Source organism: Bacteroides propionicigenes, assembly GCF_018390535.1.
Lineage (GTDB): Bacteria > Bacteroidota > Bacteroidia > Bacteroidales > Bacteroidaceae > Bacteroides > Bacteroides propionicigenes.
In genome coordinates this window covers 1-17,074 of sequence record NZ_JAHBBW010000012.1, presented here as the reverse complement: position 1 = coordinate 17,074, position 17,074 = coordinate 1, and the positions used below count along the sequence as shown (strand labels likewise).

19 protein-coding genes and 1 pseudogene are annotated in these 17,074 nt (G+C 44.2%); 4 read left to right on the top strand and 16 right to left on the bottom strand.

All coding sequences use genetic code 11. The annotated features are described in order from the left end of the window. Positions 1 to 16: 16 nt before the first annotated feature. Entirely contained in the window at positions 17 to 2,107 is a 2,091-nt protein-coding gene (dnaG, locus tag KG118_RS13840) for a DNA primase (RefSeq protein ID WP_117712105.1), read from the top strand. Between the two features lie 2 nt (positions 2,108 to 2,109). On the opposite strand, the gene folE is transcribed toward dnaG, so the two are convergent. From folE to KG118_RS13775, 13 genes are all read right to left on the bottom strand, one after another. Next, positions 2,110 to 2,697, bottom strand: a complete 588-nt coding sequence (folE, locus tag KG118_RS13835) for a GTP cyclohydrolase I FolE (protein ID WP_004288383.1) — start codon at positions 2,695 to 2,697, stop codon at positions 2,110 to 2,112. 37 nt (positions 2,698 to 2,734) lie between these two features. Continuing rightward, complete coding sequence (locus KG118_RS13830) at positions 2,735 to 3,193, bottom strand: SPOR domain-containing protein (protein ID WP_117712106.1); 459 nt, start codon at positions 3,191 to 3,193, stop codon at positions 2,735 to 2,737. Positions 3,194 to 3,308: 115 nt separating this feature from the next. After that, complete coding sequence (tpiA, locus tag KG118_RS13825; protein WP_117712108.1) at positions 3,309 to 4,064, bottom strand: triose-phosphate isomerase; 756 nt, start codon at positions 4,062 to 4,064, stop codon at positions 3,309 to 3,311. Positions 4,065 to 4,103: 39 nt separating this feature from the next. Continuing rightward, positions 4,104 to 5,396, bottom strand: coding sequence for a BT_3928 family protein (locus KG118_RS13820; protein ID WP_117712109.1), 1,293 nt, complete (start codon positions 5,394 to 5,396; stop codon positions 4,104 to 4,106). Beyond that, positions 5,386 to 5,928 (bottom strand): DUF1599 domain-containing protein, encoded by a 543-nt coding sequence (locus KG118_RS13815; RefSeq protein ID WP_117712111.1) that lies wholly within the window; start codon positions 5,926 to 5,928, stop codon positions 5,386 to 5,388. The genes KG118_RS13820 and KG118_RS13815 overlap by 11 nt, the downstream gene beginning before the upstream one ends. 122 nt (positions 5,929 to 6,050) lie before the next feature. Further along, positions 6,051 to 6,920 carry a M23 family metallopeptidase gene (locus KG118_RS13810; protein WP_117712113.1) on the bottom strand — a complete coding sequence of 290 codons (870 nt, stop codon included), beginning with the start codon at positions 6,918 to 6,920 and terminating at the stop codon, positions 6,051 to 6,053. Between the two features lie 269 nt (positions 6,921 to 7,189). Next, positions 7,190 to 9,286 (bottom strand): ATP-dependent DNA helicase RecG, encoded by a 2,097-nt coding sequence (gene recG, locus KG118_RS13805; RefSeq protein ID WP_117712114.1) that lies wholly within the window; start codon positions 9,284 to 9,286, stop codon positions 7,190 to 7,192. Further along, a complete protein-coding gene (locus KG118_RS13800) occupies positions 9,274 to 9,948 on the bottom strand; it encodes a 2-C-methyl-D-erythritol 4-phosphate cytidylyltransferase (protein WP_117712115.1) in 675 nt (224 codons plus the stop codon). The genes recG and KG118_RS13800 overlap by 13 nt, the downstream gene beginning before the upstream one ends. Before the next feature lie 20 nt (positions 9,949 to 9,968). Next, the gene (locus KG118_RS13795) at positions 9,969 to 10,514 is read right to left on the bottom strand and encodes a DJ-1 family glyoxalase III (protein WP_117712117.1); all 546 of its coding nucleotides are present in this window, start codon (positions 10,512 to 10,514) and stop codon (positions 9,969 to 9,971) included. Positions 10,515 to 10,528: 14 nt separating this feature from the next. After that, positions 10,529 to 11,341 carry a cell envelope integrity protein TolA gene (locus KG118_RS13790; RefSeq protein ID WP_117712118.1) on the bottom strand — a complete coding sequence of 271 codons (813 nt, stop codon included), beginning with the start codon at positions 11,339 to 11,341 and terminating at the stop codon, positions 10,529 to 10,531. Between the two features lie 88 nt (positions 11,342 to 11,429). Next, on the bottom strand, positions 11,430 to 11,804 hold the full coding sequence (locus tag KG118_RS13785; RefSeq protein WP_117712120.1) for an ExbD/TolR family protein: 375 nt from the start codon (positions 11,802 to 11,804) through the stop codon (positions 11,430 to 11,432). 70 nt (positions 11,805 to 11,874) lie between these two features. Beyond that, positions 11,875 to 12,591, bottom strand: coding sequence for a MotA/TolQ/ExbB proton channel family protein (locus tag KG118_RS13780; protein ID WP_117712122.1), 717 nt, complete (start codon positions 12,589 to 12,591; stop codon positions 11,875 to 11,877). Then, a complete protein-coding gene (locus KG118_RS13775) occupies positions 12,591 to 13,304 on the bottom strand; it encodes a pyridoxine 5'-phosphate synthase (RefSeq protein ID WP_117712123.1) in 714 nt (237 codons plus the stop codon). Before KG118_RS13775 ends, KG118_RS13780 begins: the two co-directional genes overlap by 1 nt. A 103-nt stretch (positions 13,305 to 13,407) precedes the next feature. Here KG118_RS13775 and KG118_RS13770 point away from each other — a divergent pair, with 103 nt between their 5' ends. The 3 genes and pseudogenes from KG118_RS13770 (at position 13,408) to KG118_RS13765 (ending at position 14,647) form a co-directional block, all read left to right on the top strand. After that, positions 13,408 to 14,277 carry an NAD kinase gene (locus KG118_RS13770; protein WP_117712125.1) on the top strand — a complete coding sequence of 290 codons (870 nt, stop codon included), beginning with the start codon at positions 13,408 to 13,410 and terminating at the stop codon, positions 14,275 to 14,277. 47 nt (positions 14,278 to 14,324) lie between these two features. Then, positions 14,325 to 14,441: pseudogene (locus KG118_RS17525) on the top strand (type II toxin-antitoxin system RelE/ParE family toxin); the annotation flags it as partial. Continuing rightward, positions 14,438 to 14,647 (top strand): hypothetical protein, encoded by a 210-nt coding sequence (locus KG118_RS13765; RefSeq protein ID WP_199598800.1) that lies wholly within the window; start codon positions 14,438 to 14,440, stop codon positions 14,645 to 14,647. The pseudogene KG118_RS17525 and the gene KG118_RS13765, both read left to right, overlap by 4 nt. A 37-nt stretch (positions 14,648 to 14,684) precedes the next feature. Here KG118_RS13765 and KG118_RS13760 read toward each other — a convergent pair whose 3' ends face one another. The 3 genes from KG118_RS13760 to KG118_RS13750 are packed head-to-tail and all read right to left on the bottom strand — an operon-like array spanning position 14,685 to position 16,927. Then, entirely contained in the window at positions 14,685 to 14,927 is a 243-nt protein-coding gene (locus KG118_RS13760; protein WP_117712281.1) for a hypothetical protein, read from the bottom strand. 19 nt (positions 14,928 to 14,946) lie between these two features. Beyond that, positions 14,947 to 16,065: a glycosyltransferase gene (locus KG118_RS13755; RefSeq protein WP_117712126.1), complete on the bottom strand. Its 1,119-nt coding sequence runs from the start codon at positions 16,063 to 16,065 to the stop codon at positions 14,947 to 14,949. A 25-nt stretch (positions 16,066 to 16,090) separates the two neighbouring features. Next, positions 16,091 to 16,927 carry a glycosyltransferase family 4 protein gene (locus KG118_RS13750; protein ID WP_213388551.1) on the bottom strand — a complete coding sequence of 279 codons (837 nt, stop codon included), beginning with the start codon at positions 16,925 to 16,927 and terminating at the stop codon, positions 16,091 to 16,093. Between the last annotated feature and the right edge of the window lie 147 nt (positions 16,928 to 17,074).

The window sequence follows — 17,074 nt, the reverse complement described above, 5'->3', positions numbered from 1 at the left end:
ACTTTGTACTCGAATCATGATAGACCAACCCACCATAGACAGGATTCTGGATGCAGCACAAATATACGATGTTGTATCGGACTTCGTCACGCTGCGGAAACGCGGAGTGAACTATGTAGGTCTATGTCCGTTTCACGATGACAAGACACCGTCATTCTACGTCTCTCCCGCCAAAGGATTGTGCAAATGCTTTGCCTGCGGCAAAGGGGGCAATGCCGTGCATTTCATCATGGAACATGAACAGATGTCTTATCCCGAGGCGCTGAAATACCTCGCCAAAAAGTATGGCATCGAAATCAAGGAACGGGAACTGTCCAACGAAGAAAAGCTCGCTCAGAGCGAACGCGAAAGCCTCTTCATCGTCAACCAGTTTGCCCGCGACTATTTCCAGAATATCCTGCGCAACCATGTGGACGGGCGCAGCATCGGCATGGCTTACTTCCGCAACCGCGGATTCCGTGACGACATCATCGAGAAATTCCAACTGGGCTACTGCACCGAGAGCCACGATGCCATGGCACAGGAGGCCTTGAAGAAAGGATATAAGACAGAATTCCTCCTCAAAACCGGACTCTGCTATGAAACGGACGACCACAGACTGCGCGACCGTTTTTGGGGACGTGTCATCTTTCCCGTACATACGTTGTCGGGCAAGGTGGTGGCATTCGGTGGCCGTGTGCTTGCCAGCGCCACCAAAGGAGTGAAAGTAAAGTACGTCAATTCGCCCGAATCGGAAATTTACCATAAGAGTAACGAACTGTATGGTATCTACTTTGCCAAACAGGCGATTGTAAAGCAAGACCGGTGCTTTCTGGTAGAAGGCTATACGGATGTTATCTCCATGCACCAATCCGGCATAGAGAATGTAGTGGCTTCTTCGGGCACTGCCCTGACACCGGGACAAATCCGCCTGATTCACCGCTTCACCAATAATATGACTGTGCTTTACGACGGTGATGCGGCCGGCATCAAGGCTTCTATCCGAGGCATCGATATGCTGCTGGAAGAGGGCATGAACATCAAGGTGTGCCTTCTGCCCGACGGGGACGACCCGGACTCTTTTGCCCGCAAACATAATTCGACCGAATTCCGGCAATTCATACAAGAGCACGAAACGGACTTTATCCGCTTCAAGACCAATTTGTTACTGGAGGACGCGGGTAAAGACCCTATCAAGCGCGCCGAATTAATCGGTAATCTCGTACAAAGTATCTCGGTCATTCCCGAAGCGATTGTACGTGATGTCTATATCAAAGAGTGCGCCCAACTACTGCGCGTAGAGGATAAGCTGTTGGTTTCGGAAGTTGCCAAACGGCGTGAAATGCATGCCGAAAAGCGTGCCGAACAAACGGAACGCGAACGCAGATCCGCAGCAAGGAACAATACGGAAAACTCCGCCGCACAAGTGCCCTACACCGGAGGAGATGTGCCTCCCGCAACTGCCGACGGCACTTCATTGCCGCCTGATATGGCTGCGGAATATGCCAACTCCCCTATTCCACCGGAAGATAATTATGTTTCTTTCATCCCTCAGGAGGGAAAAGAAGGACAGGAATTCTATAAATACGAACGGCTGATTCTTCAGATGATTGTGCGCTACGGCGAAAAAGTAATGTGTAATGCAACCAATGAAGAGGGGCAGGAAGTGCCTGTAAGTGTGATTGAATACGTCATTAACGACTTGAAGCAAGACGAACTGTCATTCCACAACCCGCTACACCGCCAAATATTGACCGAAGCCGCCGCACATATACATGATGCAGGATTTACAGCCGAACGTTATTTTCTGGCACACCCGGAAACAACCATCAGCAAACTGAGCGTGGAGCTTATCAGCAACCGCTACCAGTTAAGCAAGTATCACTCAAAAAGCCAGAAGATAGTAACTGACGAAGAACGTCTTTATGAGTTGGTTCCGGCACTGATGATTAACTTTAAATATGCCATTGTCAGCGAAGAGTTAAAGCACATGATGTCTGCCCTTCAAGATTCTGCCGTAGCCAATGACGAGGAGAAATGCAACGCCATCATGAAGCGTTACAGCGAAATGCGTGAAGTGCAAAGTATCATGGCAAAACGTTTGGGAGACCGGGTGGTACTACCCTGACATTAAGAATTGTGACGGATAAGATTCATAAATTCCTCACGCGTCTTAGCCTGATTGAAAGCACCCGTAAAGTCGGAAGTAGTGGTTATTGAATTCTGTTTTTCCACACCGCGCATCTGCATACACATATGCTTAGCCTCTACCACAACCATTACGCCCAAAGGATTCAGCGTTTCCTGAATGCACTCCTTTATTTGCAGCGTCATACGCTCCTGCACTTGCAGGCGGTGAGAGAAAATATCTACCACGCGGGCAATCTTGCTTAGACCTGTGATGTAGCCGTTGGGAATATAAGCCACGTGCGCCTTGCCGTAGAAAGGCAACATATGGTGCTCACAGAGAGAGAAGAAATCAATGTCTTTCACAATCACCATTTGATTATAGTCTTCCTTGAACTTGGCGGAGCGGAGTACTTCGTGCGGGTCCATAGAGTAGCCTTTAGTCAGTGTCAGCATAGCTTTCGCCACCCGTTCCGGCGTCTTCAGCAGCCCTTCACGTTCAGGGTCTTCACCCAGCAAAGTCAATATACGATGATAATGTTCTTTCAGTTCGTCCAATGAAGGAGATACGATTTCTTCTTTTCCTAACATGAGAAGATGGAATAAATGATGAATTATGAGTTATAAATTACAGAGGAATGTTTATCTGATCTTTCACAATAGACACTTCCTTAAAAACGCCCGTTGCACGCAATTGGCGCATCATGGCATCGGCTTCCTCGATACTGCGGAAGTCGCCTGCACGGCACAGCCAGCGGGGCGGGTTGAAAGATGTATAAACGGGGAGGTCGGGAAAACGCTCTTTTATATTGGAAGCCACCGAATAGGCTTCATTCTTGGCCTGACGGGTGTTATTACCGGCGTATACTTGTACGCGGTAGCCCGAACTCTTAATCACTTTTTGCTCGTCCGAACCGGTAGGAATGTATTCAGAACCTATCAAAGCCCCGATACGGGCATCCTGATGGATAGATACCTTACCCTGCCCCGGCACATTACGTTCCAGACTCTTTACGATGTTATTCTGCGCTACAGATGCAACGGCAAAAGCAAAACATACAATTAAAAGCAAACCAAGTTTTTTCATAAAAAGGGTGTTTTTATATAGTTGAAAAGCCAAGCTTTAAACATAAAGAGTCGGAAGTCGAGGTATGTGTCAGAAATCTCATCCTGTCATATCCTCGGCTTCCAACTCTCCGCTATTAATTAAAAGCGTCGATGATACCCTTGAAGTCAGCAACCTTCAAAGCGGCGCCACCAATCAAACCACCGTCTACGTCAGGATTTGCAAACAGTTCCTTTGCATTGGAAGGCTTGCAGCTACCACCGTAAAGGATAGAGCAGTTCTCTGCGATTTCCTTACCATACTTTCCTTCAACTGTTGAACGGATAAAAGCGTGGATTTCCTGTGCCTGTGCCGGAGTAGCAGTCTTGCCTGTACCAATAGCCCAAACCGGTTCATAAGCCAGGATAATCTTAGAGAAATCTTCTGCAGACAAAGAGAATACAGATGCCAACTGAGCGGCAACCACTTCATTCTGTTTGTTAGCTTCGCGTTCTTCCAACACTTCACCGATACAGAAGATCGGAGTCAGTCCGTTAGCCAAAGCTAATTTTACTTTTTCTTCCAAGATTTCCACTGTTTCACCGTAATAAGCGCGACGTTCCGAGTGACCGAGGATTACATACTTAGCGCCTGTAGAAGCAACCATAGCGGCCGATACCTCACCGGTATATGCACCGGATTCTTTGTCTGCACAGTTTTCTGCACCTACACCAATCTTAGCGGCATCTACCAACGGAGTAACAGATGCAAGGTGAATAAACGGAGTACAGATGATTACATCACAATTAGGCTTTTCGTTAGCCAACGCTTCATTCAGTTCTTTTGCAAGAGCAATACCCTCTTGAAGGGTTTTGTTCATTTTCCAGTTTCCTGCAACAATGTTCTTTCTCATTTTGTTTTAATTATTAAAAGGGTTAATATATTTACTATCTTATTGCCGCTCCTTACTTTTTCTTTCCCTTCGCTTGATTACCAGAATATCAATGCCGATAACCAGCGTCAAAGGTACGATAAACCACAGTAATACGTAGCCAATGGTATGCAAATTGTTTTCCTGTTTTTGTTGCCCCAACTCCAAATTATCCAAACTATCGTTCAGCACATATTCATCGGGAAGCTGGTTATCACTCCATTTATTCAGGATTGTTCCACCTTTTATCAGCAACAAGCCGGGATTGGAACGGATAATTGTCTTCAGGGTAATATCATCCATTTGACAGAACGGATATTCCGCACCGGTTCTTTCGCGCCACACCTCGATTTCTTCATCCGGTGAAGAAGTCAGTGCATAAAAACCATAACCGTGCTCCACACTGTAATCGTAGATTTCATTGATAAGGTCGATATTGCTATCATCCGCTTCCTCTATCCGGTGGGCCACCAATAAAAAAGCATATCCTTTATCTGACAACACACTCTCTGTTATATCCTCACCCGTATCCGGGCTTATCATGGAGAAGTCGTGAATGGGCGGTTCATAACCTTTTTCTTTCAAGACAGTACGTGTTTCAACAAAGGTCCATGTGCTGTCAGGATAATTATCCAATGTAAATTCCTGTTGCTTGCCGTCTTTTTCCAACACAAAGCGGCTCTCGAACACACTCGGTTTCGCACCTTCGGGAATCTCCATACCCGCCTTTATATTCGTTCCAATCTTATAAGGGCGGAAGTCCAATACCGGCAAATATTCCAGACAATAAAAAGAGAGCGCAAAGACAAATAAAAGTGTATATAGAGATACCATCCACTCTATTTTCAGCGTAACAAAGCGGAACATGAGTTTCCGATCCCTGAATACCGCTATCGCCGCAACCAACAACACTATGTTCTTTCCGAATGTCTGCCAGTTAGTCAATACCCAAGCATCTCCAAAGCATCCGCAGTCGGACACGGGATTTGCTAAAGCAAGATACAACGTCAGCGGAGTCATTACACTCATTAGAAGGAGCGCCAATGTCGATGCAATCTTCCGGCGTACACCGAAAAAGAGGAAAACTCCTACACAAAACTCCGCAGATGAAAGAATTATGGCAAAAAACAACGGCAGGTATGTAGGGAACCATGAAATCATACCGAATGCCGTCAGATAATCCTGAATCTTATAAAAAGAGCCGAGCGGATCAACAGCTTTCACAAATCCGGAGAAGATAAACAAGGCTGCCAGCAAAAAGCGGCAGGCATTCACCCAGACGAGTTTTATGATATGTTTTCTCTCAGTCTCCAAACTCTATCTTAATCAAACCAAATACGGAATAATTAATCATGTCCATATAGTTGGCATCGACACCTTCCGAAACCAGTGTCTGACCGGACAAGCTTTCAATTTGCTTTGTACGATATATCTTCATCAATATCAAGTCTGTATACGAACTGATACGCATACTGCGCCAGGCCTCATCATAATCATGGTTCTTGGCAAGCATCAGTTCCAACGATTCTTTCGCATATTTATCATACAGAGCCATTGCCTCTTCGTTCGTTAAGTCCGCAGATTCAGCATAGCCCAACTCCAACTGTATCAAACCGATAATACCATAATTTACAATAGCTATGAACTCTGAACGAATACCCTCATCCACCAAAGTCACACCTTTAGTCTCAATGCTCCGAATACGATTAGCTTTAATGAATATTTGATCGGTTACGGAAGCCGGACGAAGAATACGCCATGCCGGACCGTAATCATGAAGTTTTTTAGAGAACAAATCACGACAGATAGCAATGACATGCTCAAATTGTTGCTTGGTATCTTTCATATCCTTACAAATAGGCTGCAAAGTTAGGAATAATTAAAGAAAAAAGAAAAGAGGGCACTCTAAATTATATTAAAGTGCCCTCCTCCTATAGAGATTGTTTACGTTTAGAGAGTATTTTCGTTTTATGAGCAACGCAATACCTGTCCCGGACGGAGAATCGTTCTCCGGGTTATACGGTTCAGCTTGCAAAGTTTGTCGATGCTTGTGCCCTGACGGGAAGCAATCTTGGATAAGGTATCGCCTTTCTTCACTTTATAGAAGATACCTTCACCCGATGCCATACTGCGAGCCGTACCGGAAGTACCTTTGGTCTTACGGAAAGTATAAGAATCGGCAACAATATCTTGCTTTTCAAAATCGAACATCAATGCGGGATTGATGGGAATTCCCAAGAAACGGGTTTCAAAATGCAGATGAGAACCGGTAGAACGTCCGGTATTACCACCCAATGCAATAGGTTCTCCGGCTTTTACCAGTTGGTTTATATCAACCAATTGTTTGGATAAGTGACCATAGACAGTCTCCAGACCGTTATCATGACGAATAACGACATATTTGCCATATCCGCGGCGACCCTGATTCTTAACGATACGTACTTTACCGTCAAATGCGGCGCGGATTGTATCGCCTACATATACTTTAATATCCAAACCGTAATGGGCCCTTCTTCTGCGAGGACGATAACCGAAGACGTCAGTAATACGAGTATGTTCGGTAGGCATACAGAAGCCTTTCAAATCAAAGGTGTAACTTTCCGGCACAATAGCATTGCCATAAGCCTGCACAAATTCATTATTCCAACTCGGATACAAATCCAGCCCCGGATACAAAGACTGTTCCGCACGAATCTGTTTCTGCAGAGCCAATGAATCTACGCTTTTAAGTTTTCTGTCAATGGGAGCTTGACGGGCAATCAAATCCTGCGAGAAAGAGTTCAGGCTGACCATTGCCGTTGCTGCTAATAAAGCCGTTCTAATCCAATTAAAATTCATTCCGTTTCGTCATTCATTTCGATATCCGTAGAGCATATCTGGTGAATCAACCACACCTATTCTTACGCGAATATCCAGATTATTTTCAAAAATTCTCCCAAAGGTAACATTTCTCTCCGAAAAGGCGCCTGTATCGTTAACTATTTTTTTGAAGCAAGTTGAATAAAAACGCAGTACAACAATAGATAACAAGCTAATAACAAACAATTTACAGCGCAAATATGTTTAACAACATAAATCTGCAAAGAAAGCGTATGTTTAACCGTTTTTCAGCTTATGGCCGCCCAATTAACGTTTGTCTTCCGCAAAGCCTTCAGTTGTCGCCACAGTATCTCATTTTCAGGAAGAGAACCATTCGGATCTTTATCAACAATGGCTTGGGCCACGTCACGAACATATTGCAAAAGCTGTCCGTCGCGGGCTATATCCGCTATTTTCAAGTCGAAAGCAATTCCGCTTTGCTGGGTTCCCTCCAAATCACCCGGTCCACGCAGTTTCAAATCGGCTTCGGCTATCTCAAAACCGTCATTCGTGCGCACCATAATCTCCAGACGTTTCCGGGTATCTTCCGCCAATTTATAACCGGTAACCAAAATACAATAAGACTGGTCGGCACCGCGCCCTACACGACCGCGAAGCTGATGAAGCTGAGAAAGTCCGAAACGTTCGGCATTTTCTATTATCATCACTGAGGCATTAGGCACATTCACACCTACTTCAATCACTGTGGTAGCAACCATTATCTGCGCTTCACCGGAAACAAATAACTGCATCTGCGCATCCTTTTCGGCAGATTTCATTTTGCCATGTACTTTGCAAACCTTACAATCCGGAAACTCTTCACAGATATGCAGATAACCTTCTTCCAAGTTCTTGAGGTCAATCTTCTCACTCTCCTTGATTAAGGGATAGACGATATAGACCTGACGCCCTTCATCAATCTGTTTGCGCACGGAACGATACAAGCTTACACGATGGCTATCGAACTGATGGATAGTAGCAATCGGTTTTCTTCCCGGCGGTAGTTCATCAATGACCGATACATCCAAATCACCATAAAGCGTCATTGCCAGTGTTCGTGGTATGGGAGTTGCGGTCATTACCAATATATGGGGCGGCTGTACGCTTTTTGTCCACAGCCGGGCACGCTGAGCGACGCCAAAGCGGTGCTGCTCGTCGATGACGACCAGACCCAATGATGCAAAGTTCACGGTGTCTTCAATGACGGCGTGCGTACCGATAAGTATCCGCACATCTCCTGTCAGCAATCCGGAAAGAATGGCTTCCCTTCGTTTGCCTTTGATGGAACCGGTCAACAGTTCAACCCGCACATCCATTCCGTACAGTAATTCGCGAATCGTTTCGTAATGTTGGTTTGCCAAGATTTCGGTAGGAGCCATCATACATGCCTGATAACCGTTATCAAGCGCAATCAGCATACTCATCAGCGCAACCAATGTCTTCCCGCTACCCACGTCTCCTTGCAAAAGGCGGTTCATCTGCCTGCCCGAACCCAAATCCCGCCGTATCTCTTTCAACACACGTTTCTGGGCATTGGTCAGTTCAAAAGGGAGATTACGGGAGTAAAAAACATTGAACGTCTCGCCTACTTTCTCAAAAACATAGCCGCGGTACTTGCGTTGCCTGTCTTTGGCATAACGCAGTATATTCAGTTGGACATAAAACAGTTCCTCGAATTTCAGGCGATATTCCGCTTTTCGCAACACATCCGGACTTACCGGAAAATGGATATTTATCAAAGCATCCGTCAACGGCATCAGATGATGTTCTGCCAACAGGGCGGGAGAAAGCGTTTCCGGCAGAGGCTCATTCAACAGCTGAACGAGGCTCTTCATCATCTTTTCTATGGCATGCGAGTTGAGAGAACTTCGCTTCATCTTCTCCGTCGTATTGTAATAGGGCTGCAACCCCATAGCCGACAGTTTCAGTTCGGAAACCGAATCAATATCCGGATGGGCTATGTTTATCCTGCCATTAAAGACAGAAGGCTTACCGAATACGATATACTCCTGATGCACCTTATACTTCCCTATCAGATATTTGATGCCTTGAAACCAAATCAAATCAACTACTCCCGTACCATCCGAAAAGTGGGCTATCAGTCTCCGCTGCCGCCCTTCACCAACTGTTTCAAAACCCAAGATTTCTCCTTTCAGCTGTATATAAGGCATCGTACCGTCTATTTCCTGAATGTAATAGATACGACTACGGTCTACATATTTATAAGGGAAGTAATATAACAAATCATGGAAGGAAAAGATGCTCAGTTCCTTATTTAGCACCGAAGCACGTTGCGGCCCGACGCCCGACAAATATTTTATGTCACGCGTAGTTAAATCGAACATGAATCCAAAAGGGCAGTAGCTATTTTTAAATCAAAAGGAGTGGTTATTTTAATATTCTCCCGATTGCCATCTGTCAGGTAAACAGACTTTCCTAATGCTTCAACAACTGAAGCATCGTCTGTGAAGTGCGAAGTATAAGGTTGTTCATAAGCCAGCTTCAGTAAATCAGAATCAAACACTTGCGGAGTCTGTACCAGTTTGTATTCGTCACGACTCACTGTTTCGCTTCCTTCTCCAACTAAATGGCGCACCGTCTCCACCACATCTATCACAGGGATTACCGCCTGTTTTCCGGCAGCCAAGGAATAACAACGGGCTATGACCTCCTGAGCAACAAACGGACGGACACCATCGTGCACTCCTACCAAACCCGGCGTCGTGACAAATGCCAATCCGTTCTTCACCGAATGGAAACGCGTCTCTCCGCCGTCTGCAATTTGATGGGGGATTGAAAAATGATGTTTCCGGCATAACTCATTCCAGTAAGACTGCTGGCTGCACGGAAGCACCAATATTATCCGTATCTCAGGATTGTAAGTATAAAAGGCTTCTATGGTACGCATTAATACAGGTTTCCCTCCTATCGGAAGAAATTGTTTGGGAAGTTCACATCCCATACGTAAACCTTTACCGCCGGCTACAATCAGAGCATACTGGACCATTTTGAATTTTGAGTTATGAATCAGACAATCATCGCTTCTTTCAATTCTGCAACTTTATCTTTGCCTTGCAACAATTCCACTACAGCCAAAGCAAATTCCATTGCAGCGCCGGGACCTTTTCCTGTGATAATATTACCATCTCTTTCCACCATAGCTCCGGTACAATCCGCACCTTCCAGATATTGCTCAAAACCCGGATAGCAAGTAGCTTTCTTGCCTTTCAACAGTCCTAACTTGCCAAGTACCATAGGAGCGGCACAAATTGCGGCAGTCGGTTTGTTTTCTTCAGCAAAGCGTAAAATCAATCTGCGCAGGTCGTCACATTTTTCCAATGTAGCCGCGCCCGGCATACCGCCCGGAAGTAATATTAAATCAGCATCGAAGAAATCACAGTTCACGATATTCTTATCACAAAGCACCGGTACACCATGAGCGCCTGTTACAATCTCATCAGGAGTTACTGTAATCATTTCAACATTCAATCCTGCACGTCTCATCACATCAACAGAGGTAAAAGCTTCTATTTCTTCAAAACCGTCTGCAAAAAACACATAAACTGTACCCATAATAGTTTCTCCTCTTATTTTAAATTAAAATAATACGTTATTGTTCCCGTTTGGTTATTCAAGCCGCTTACAGTATTGAACCGAGCTTTCTTAGCCGCATCCTCGGCCGCTTTCCGCAAAGCCGGGTTCACCGTATTTGTCTGGCGGTTGATGCTGGTCGAGATTACCCGCCCCGCCGGATTCACCGTAATGGTAACCACGACTTTTCCTTCATCCTGCACATTATACACAGGACGCGGCAAGCCGCCTTCACCTATAGAACGTCCGCCAAGATTAAAAGTTCCATATCCGCCTGTTCCGGTAGTTGCCCCTGTCGAAGAGTTTCCCGTAGGGCTCCCTTGCATACCGGTTCCTTCCGTAGAACCTTTGCTACCCATTTGCGCACCTTTACCAAAAGCTCCCGCCACACGCTTACGGGCTGCTTCTTCGGCAGCTTTCCGTTCACGTTCCGCTCTTTCTGCAGCAAGTTTACGAGCTTCTTCGGCTTTTTCGGCCGCAGTTTTTTCGGGCTTCTTAACTTCTTTCTTTTTTTCTTCCGTCTTAGGTTTCATGGCAACGGTTTCTTCATTTTCCTGTGTCAGCATCTCTTGCTCCACTTCTTCGGGCACTTCCGGAGCCACCTCTTCCGGCATAGTCTCCACTTCTACCAAAGAAGGATCGGCAGCACCCCAAGCATCGGGCACCTCTCCCATCATCACAGGCACACCACCCTCTTCCGACTGTTCAGGCAACGTAAATCCGACCAGTATCAAAAGGGCAATGACAACAACGTGCACTAACAGTGCCCCTGCCAAACCTATATATTTTCCTTTCTTCTTCTGATTCACCGTCTTTATTAATGAAGAATGAAGAACTAAGAATGTAGAATTATCTTATAACAGTATCAAATTCTTCATTCTTAGTTCTCAACTTAAATTACTTGCTTTCAGGCGGGCGTGTAGCCAGCACCATTTTGAAGTGATTCTCATTAGCGATATTCAGCACTTTCACTATCTCCCGGTAAGGAACGGACTCATCGGCATACAACGCCACATACATTTCCGGTTCTTTGTCCGCACACGATTGCAAGAAAGGTGTCAATTTATCTAAGGTCAACGCCTGTTCCTTGTCGTTGCCGAAAGCAGCGTAATAATTCAAATCCTTATCAATGATAACCCTTGTCAGCGGCTTGGCAGATGTTTGCTGTTTCCCCTGCGGAAGCAATACCTTGATTGCATTCGGTGATACTACCGTAGAAGTAATCATAAAGAAAATCAACAGCAGGAATATAACATCTGTCATGGATGCCATACTGAAATTGGGTGATATTTTTGCTCTACGTTGTAACACGCTTTACTATTTATGATTTGTAACTTATATTTTATTTGGCGGGCTCGTTCAGCAAGTCCATGAAAGCCATAGTTTTAGCCTCCATCTTATTTACAACGCCATCCACCAATGTCACCAGATAATTATAGGCAAACATAGCTATAATACCTACAATCAAACCGCCTACCGTGGTAATCATAGCCTCATATATGCCACCGGAAAGCAGTGTTATATCAATATTATTACCTGCATTCGCCATTTCAAAAAAAGCACGTACCATACCGGTCACCGTACCCAAGAAACCAATCATCGGCGCACCGCCGGAAATGGTAGCCATGATGGTCAGGCCTTTTTCCAACTTTGCCACTTCGATATTACCAACATTCTCTATAGCGGCCTGCACATCATTCACCGGACGCCCCAAGCGACTGATTCCCTTCTCTATCATACGGGCCGAAGGCGTATTGACACTGCGGCAATAAGCAATGGCAGCCTTAATCTCACCACCCAGAATATAATCCTTAATCTTATCCATAAACATAGGGTCTTCCTTACCCGCCTTACGGATGACGTAATTACGTTCAAACAAGATATAGAAGCAGACCACGGAAAGCACTCCGAGAACTACCATAATCCAACCGCCCTTGACAGCCATGCTCCACAGGTTCATTTCATCGGGAACGGCAACGGGAGTAAGTACCGGATTAGAACCGGCAATAGAATCGGCCAACGCCGGAGCCACCTGGGCTAATAATAACATAAGATTCATCAGCGGAGACAATTTTTATATTCCTGAATGGTGCGTTCCAGTCCCAGATACAAAGCATCGCTAATCAGCGCATGACCGATGGAGACTTCATCCAGCCAGGGTATGTTTTTATAGAAATAATTCAGATTCTCCAAACTCAAGTCGTGACCGGCATTCAATCCCAATCCCAGGCTGCGCACTATTTTGGCAGCTTCTACAAAAGGAGCTACCGCAGCTTCCTGCCCTTTAGGGAATGCCGTAGCATAAGGTTCGGTATAAAGTTCCACACGGTCTGCGCCAGCTTTGGCGGCGTACTCTATCATCTCTGCATCGGTAGATACAAATACAGATGTACGGATACCTGCGGCATTGAACACATCCAGTACTTCAGTCAGGAACTCCAGATTGTTTTTCGTATCCCAGCCTGAATTGGAAGTCAACTGCGTAGGACTATCCGGGACCAGCGTCACTTGATGCGGTTTTACTTTCAACACCAAATCTATGAATTCGGGTGCGGGATACCCTTCTATATTAAACTCAGTACGCAACAACGGTCGCAAATCGTAAACGTCACTCTTGCGGATATGTCTTTCATCGGGACGCGGATGTACTGTTATGCCGTCGGCACCGAAATTCTCACAATCCAACGCTACTTTTACAACATTCGGAACATCTCCTCCGCGTGCATTACGCAACGTTGCTACTTTATTGATATTTACACTTAATTTAGTCATAATTCGGCCTATAGTTTGGGACAAAAGTACAAATAATAGCAATATGTTGGCAGCATTCTGAGAAAAAAACTATTTTTGCATCCTACAAAAACAGAAAACAATTATGAAATTTGCCATATTTGGAAATACTTACCAAGCGAAGAAATCATCGCACGCCGAAAACCTTTTTCGCCTGTTGGCTCAACGCAAAGCACAACTCTGTGTCTGCCGCGAGTTCTATAATTTCCTGACTTCCGACCTACATCTCAACATCCCTTCCGCCGAATTGTTCGACGGCAACGACTTCTGCGCCGATATGGTTATCAGCATCGGCGGTGACGGTACTTTTTTAAAAGCTGCCAGCCGCGTTGGTAAGAAGAACATCCCTATTTTAGGCATAAATACGGGACGTCTCGGCTTTTTGGCGGATATATCGCCCGAAGAAATGGAAGAGACCATTGACGAAATCTACAATAACCACTATAAAGTGGAGGAACGTAGCGTATTACAACTGAAATGCGATGACAAAAGACTAATGGAGTCACCATACGCCCTTAACGAAATAGCCGTCCTGAAACGCGACAGTTCGTCCATGATAAGTATCCATACAGCAATTAACGGAGCACACCTCACAACCTATCAAGCCGACGGCTTGGTTATAGCCACTCCTACCGGTTCTACGGCCTATTCGCTGAGTGTTGGCGGTCCGATTATCGTGCCTCACAGCAAGACAATTGCCATAACTCCCGTTGCTCCTCATAGCTTGAATGTGCGTCCTATCGTTATTTGTGACGATTGGGAAATTACACTCGATGTGGAAAGCCGTAGCCACAATTTCCTCGTAGCTATCGACGGACGGAGCGAATCGTGTAAAGAAACTACACGGCTCACCATTTCACGTGCGGACTATTCTATAAAGGTGGTGAAACGCTTCAATCATATCTTCTTTGATACACTGCGGAATAAAATGATGTGGGGGGCGGATGTTAGATAACAGGATTTTGGAAGCGCTTGCATTCCACCGCCAACTTCCGCAAGGGTAATGCCATATTATCAACAAAAATAATCCTGCTTAACGGCTTTCTGAAAAAATCCACAAAAGATTATGATAAACAGATAGCCAAAGCTGTGCAGATCTTAAAAGATTTAGCGTTATGATACAATTAGATGAAAAAAAGGAGAAGCTGATATACAATTGTCAAGTTTCTTTCGTATTGCTCGTGCTTTGGGTATCAAGTTTACTCCGACATTCATTTTATAGAATTATCATTGAGATATTTGAAAAAGCAAGAGAGTTTGAATCTAAAATAAAACAGCCGGAACTGCTTCATCAGGCAATCCCGGCTGCGCCTAAAACAAAATAACCGCTGTTATCTGTCGTTTATCAATTTCGTATTGCACTCACATACTGTCATGCAGAACTTGTGAAGCGTCTCTTCTCCTGCGTACCGCCAACGGCGCTCCGAGTTCCTCACGCTCCACCACTTCGATATATCCGGTCTGTTCCAGTTCAAACAAGGCGGGATATGCCCGCAGTTTGTCCGCACCGGCATTCTGAATAATATCTTCCACTCCAATAACCGAACTGGGAAAAGAGTCGATATAATCAATAATTCTCCGGGTATCAATAGCTTTGTAATCCATATTATATACAAATTCATTTTCAAGACTTAACCACATTCTTATATAAATCCACACATTTCTCTATCATTCGTTCTTTCCTGAACAGAGTTTCATAACGTTCCTTTGCTGCATGAGAAAACACCTTGTATCGTTCTTCGTCAGAGAGAATACGCACAATGGCATCAGCAATTTCCATAGCACTCTCCGGCTCCACATTTATCCCGGAGACTCCATCCTTATTCACCCATGACACTCCAGAGCCTTTTATTTTGGTTGCAACTACCGGTTTACCGCACGACATCGCCTCTATCTGCACAATTCCAAAAGCTTCTGTTTTCCAAATAGAACTCATCACGTATAAATCACAAGCTCCAAAATAGCCTGATAAATTTTCATCACTCACTCTACCCAATAGCTTTACTTTTGAATGTAATTGACGAACTTCGATCAACTCTTCCAACTTCTGTTTTAATGGTCCATTTCCTCCTATCAAGATAAGGTATTCATCAGGCAAAAGTGCAGCTGCTTCTATTAAGTATTCAAAACCTTTGTATTCTACCAATCTTCCTAAAGAGAAAATCAGTTTTTTCCCTGCATACTCTCGACGTATCTCAGTAACTTTTCCGGTATCGGGAAGTAAAGGGGCAATACCTATTGGAATACACACCTTTTTCAGCTTTTCCGACTGTAGAAATGGTGATTCGCACAGATAAACAGGTGATGTACCGACTATAACATCAGCGCGCCCTATAAGCCATTGCTGTAACGGAGCATATAATCTCAATGTCAGTCGTTGTTTTAAGATATCACTATGCCAATGCAAGATAACTTTTCCCTTATACCCCGATATCCACAAAACCAATGCAGCCATAGGATCAGGATGATGAATATGAATAATATCATAGTTTTTTTTTATCTTCCTCAATACAACACCCATCATGGGGGAAAACATTGTGGCAAACACTTTAAACCAAGTAGAAGTACATATAATCCTTGAACCTGCACCAATAGGCACCACAAATGAATGATGATTTACAGATGCACATAGCATATCGCAATATATATCTTTGCAGTCCGACATTCCAGATACAATATCAACCATCATTTTTTCTATCCCTCCCATGACCGGATAGAATTTACCAACATGAAGAATTCTCATTAAGACAAATATTTCAAAAGGATGTTTAAATTATTCCCAATAATTTTTTTCTGAAAGAGGTTTTGCTAAAGTTATTGTAAGCCACCTCATGTACTTTTTCAGACACTTCCCGATACAATATGTCGTGATTCAGTATTGTTTCTATTTTTACTTTTAACTCCTCGATATTTCCAGGAGAGAATAGCAATATCTCGGCATATTGTGGCAAAAAGTTCTCCACTAATTCCTTCATTCCCCCCAAATCACTTGCTATCGTAGGTATTCCTTTTCCCCAACTTTCCACCATAGCCAAAGAGAATGTCTCAAAACCGACAGAAGGGACAATCACCAAATCTGTTTGTTCCAGATAACGCTCCACATCATTTACATAACCTGTAAAAGTGTATTGGAAGCTATATTTTTTATCTATCAGTTCTTTATAATAATCTACCTCTACGATCCGCCCAATAATTAGAACCTCCACATTCAATGCAGAAGACTGCAACGCTTCAAACAAGACGTGATGTCCTTTTATCCTCATTACATCTGCAATTACGCTAATAACTGGCTTTTCGCAAGTATCCGACGAAACAGTTTTTTTTATGCAGTCATCGATATAATTATATAGCACCACCGATTTCCTGCGATTTTTCAAAGAAAGTTGTTGTAAAGTAAAATCAGAAACACCTATTATTTTTTTTACACACTTTTGTTGCAAACAAACATTCAACAATAAACGGACCTTCCTATCTACATGGACCACATGTAAGTGGACAAAGATCTGCACGTCCATCCCGGCCACAGCACAAACTACCACAGGAAGCAGCGAAGGCGCTTGTACATAGACAACAGTAATATCCTCTTTACGTATAAATCTACGCAATACCCTACACGTTCTCCACATATTATATCCTTAATTCCGCAACACTATTATAAAATATTTTTTTTAAGTACCTGAGCAACAAAAAGTTGCTCAGGATTTTGCCATGTCAGAGGATTCACTTAACTTAGTGTTGCAAAAAAATAATCA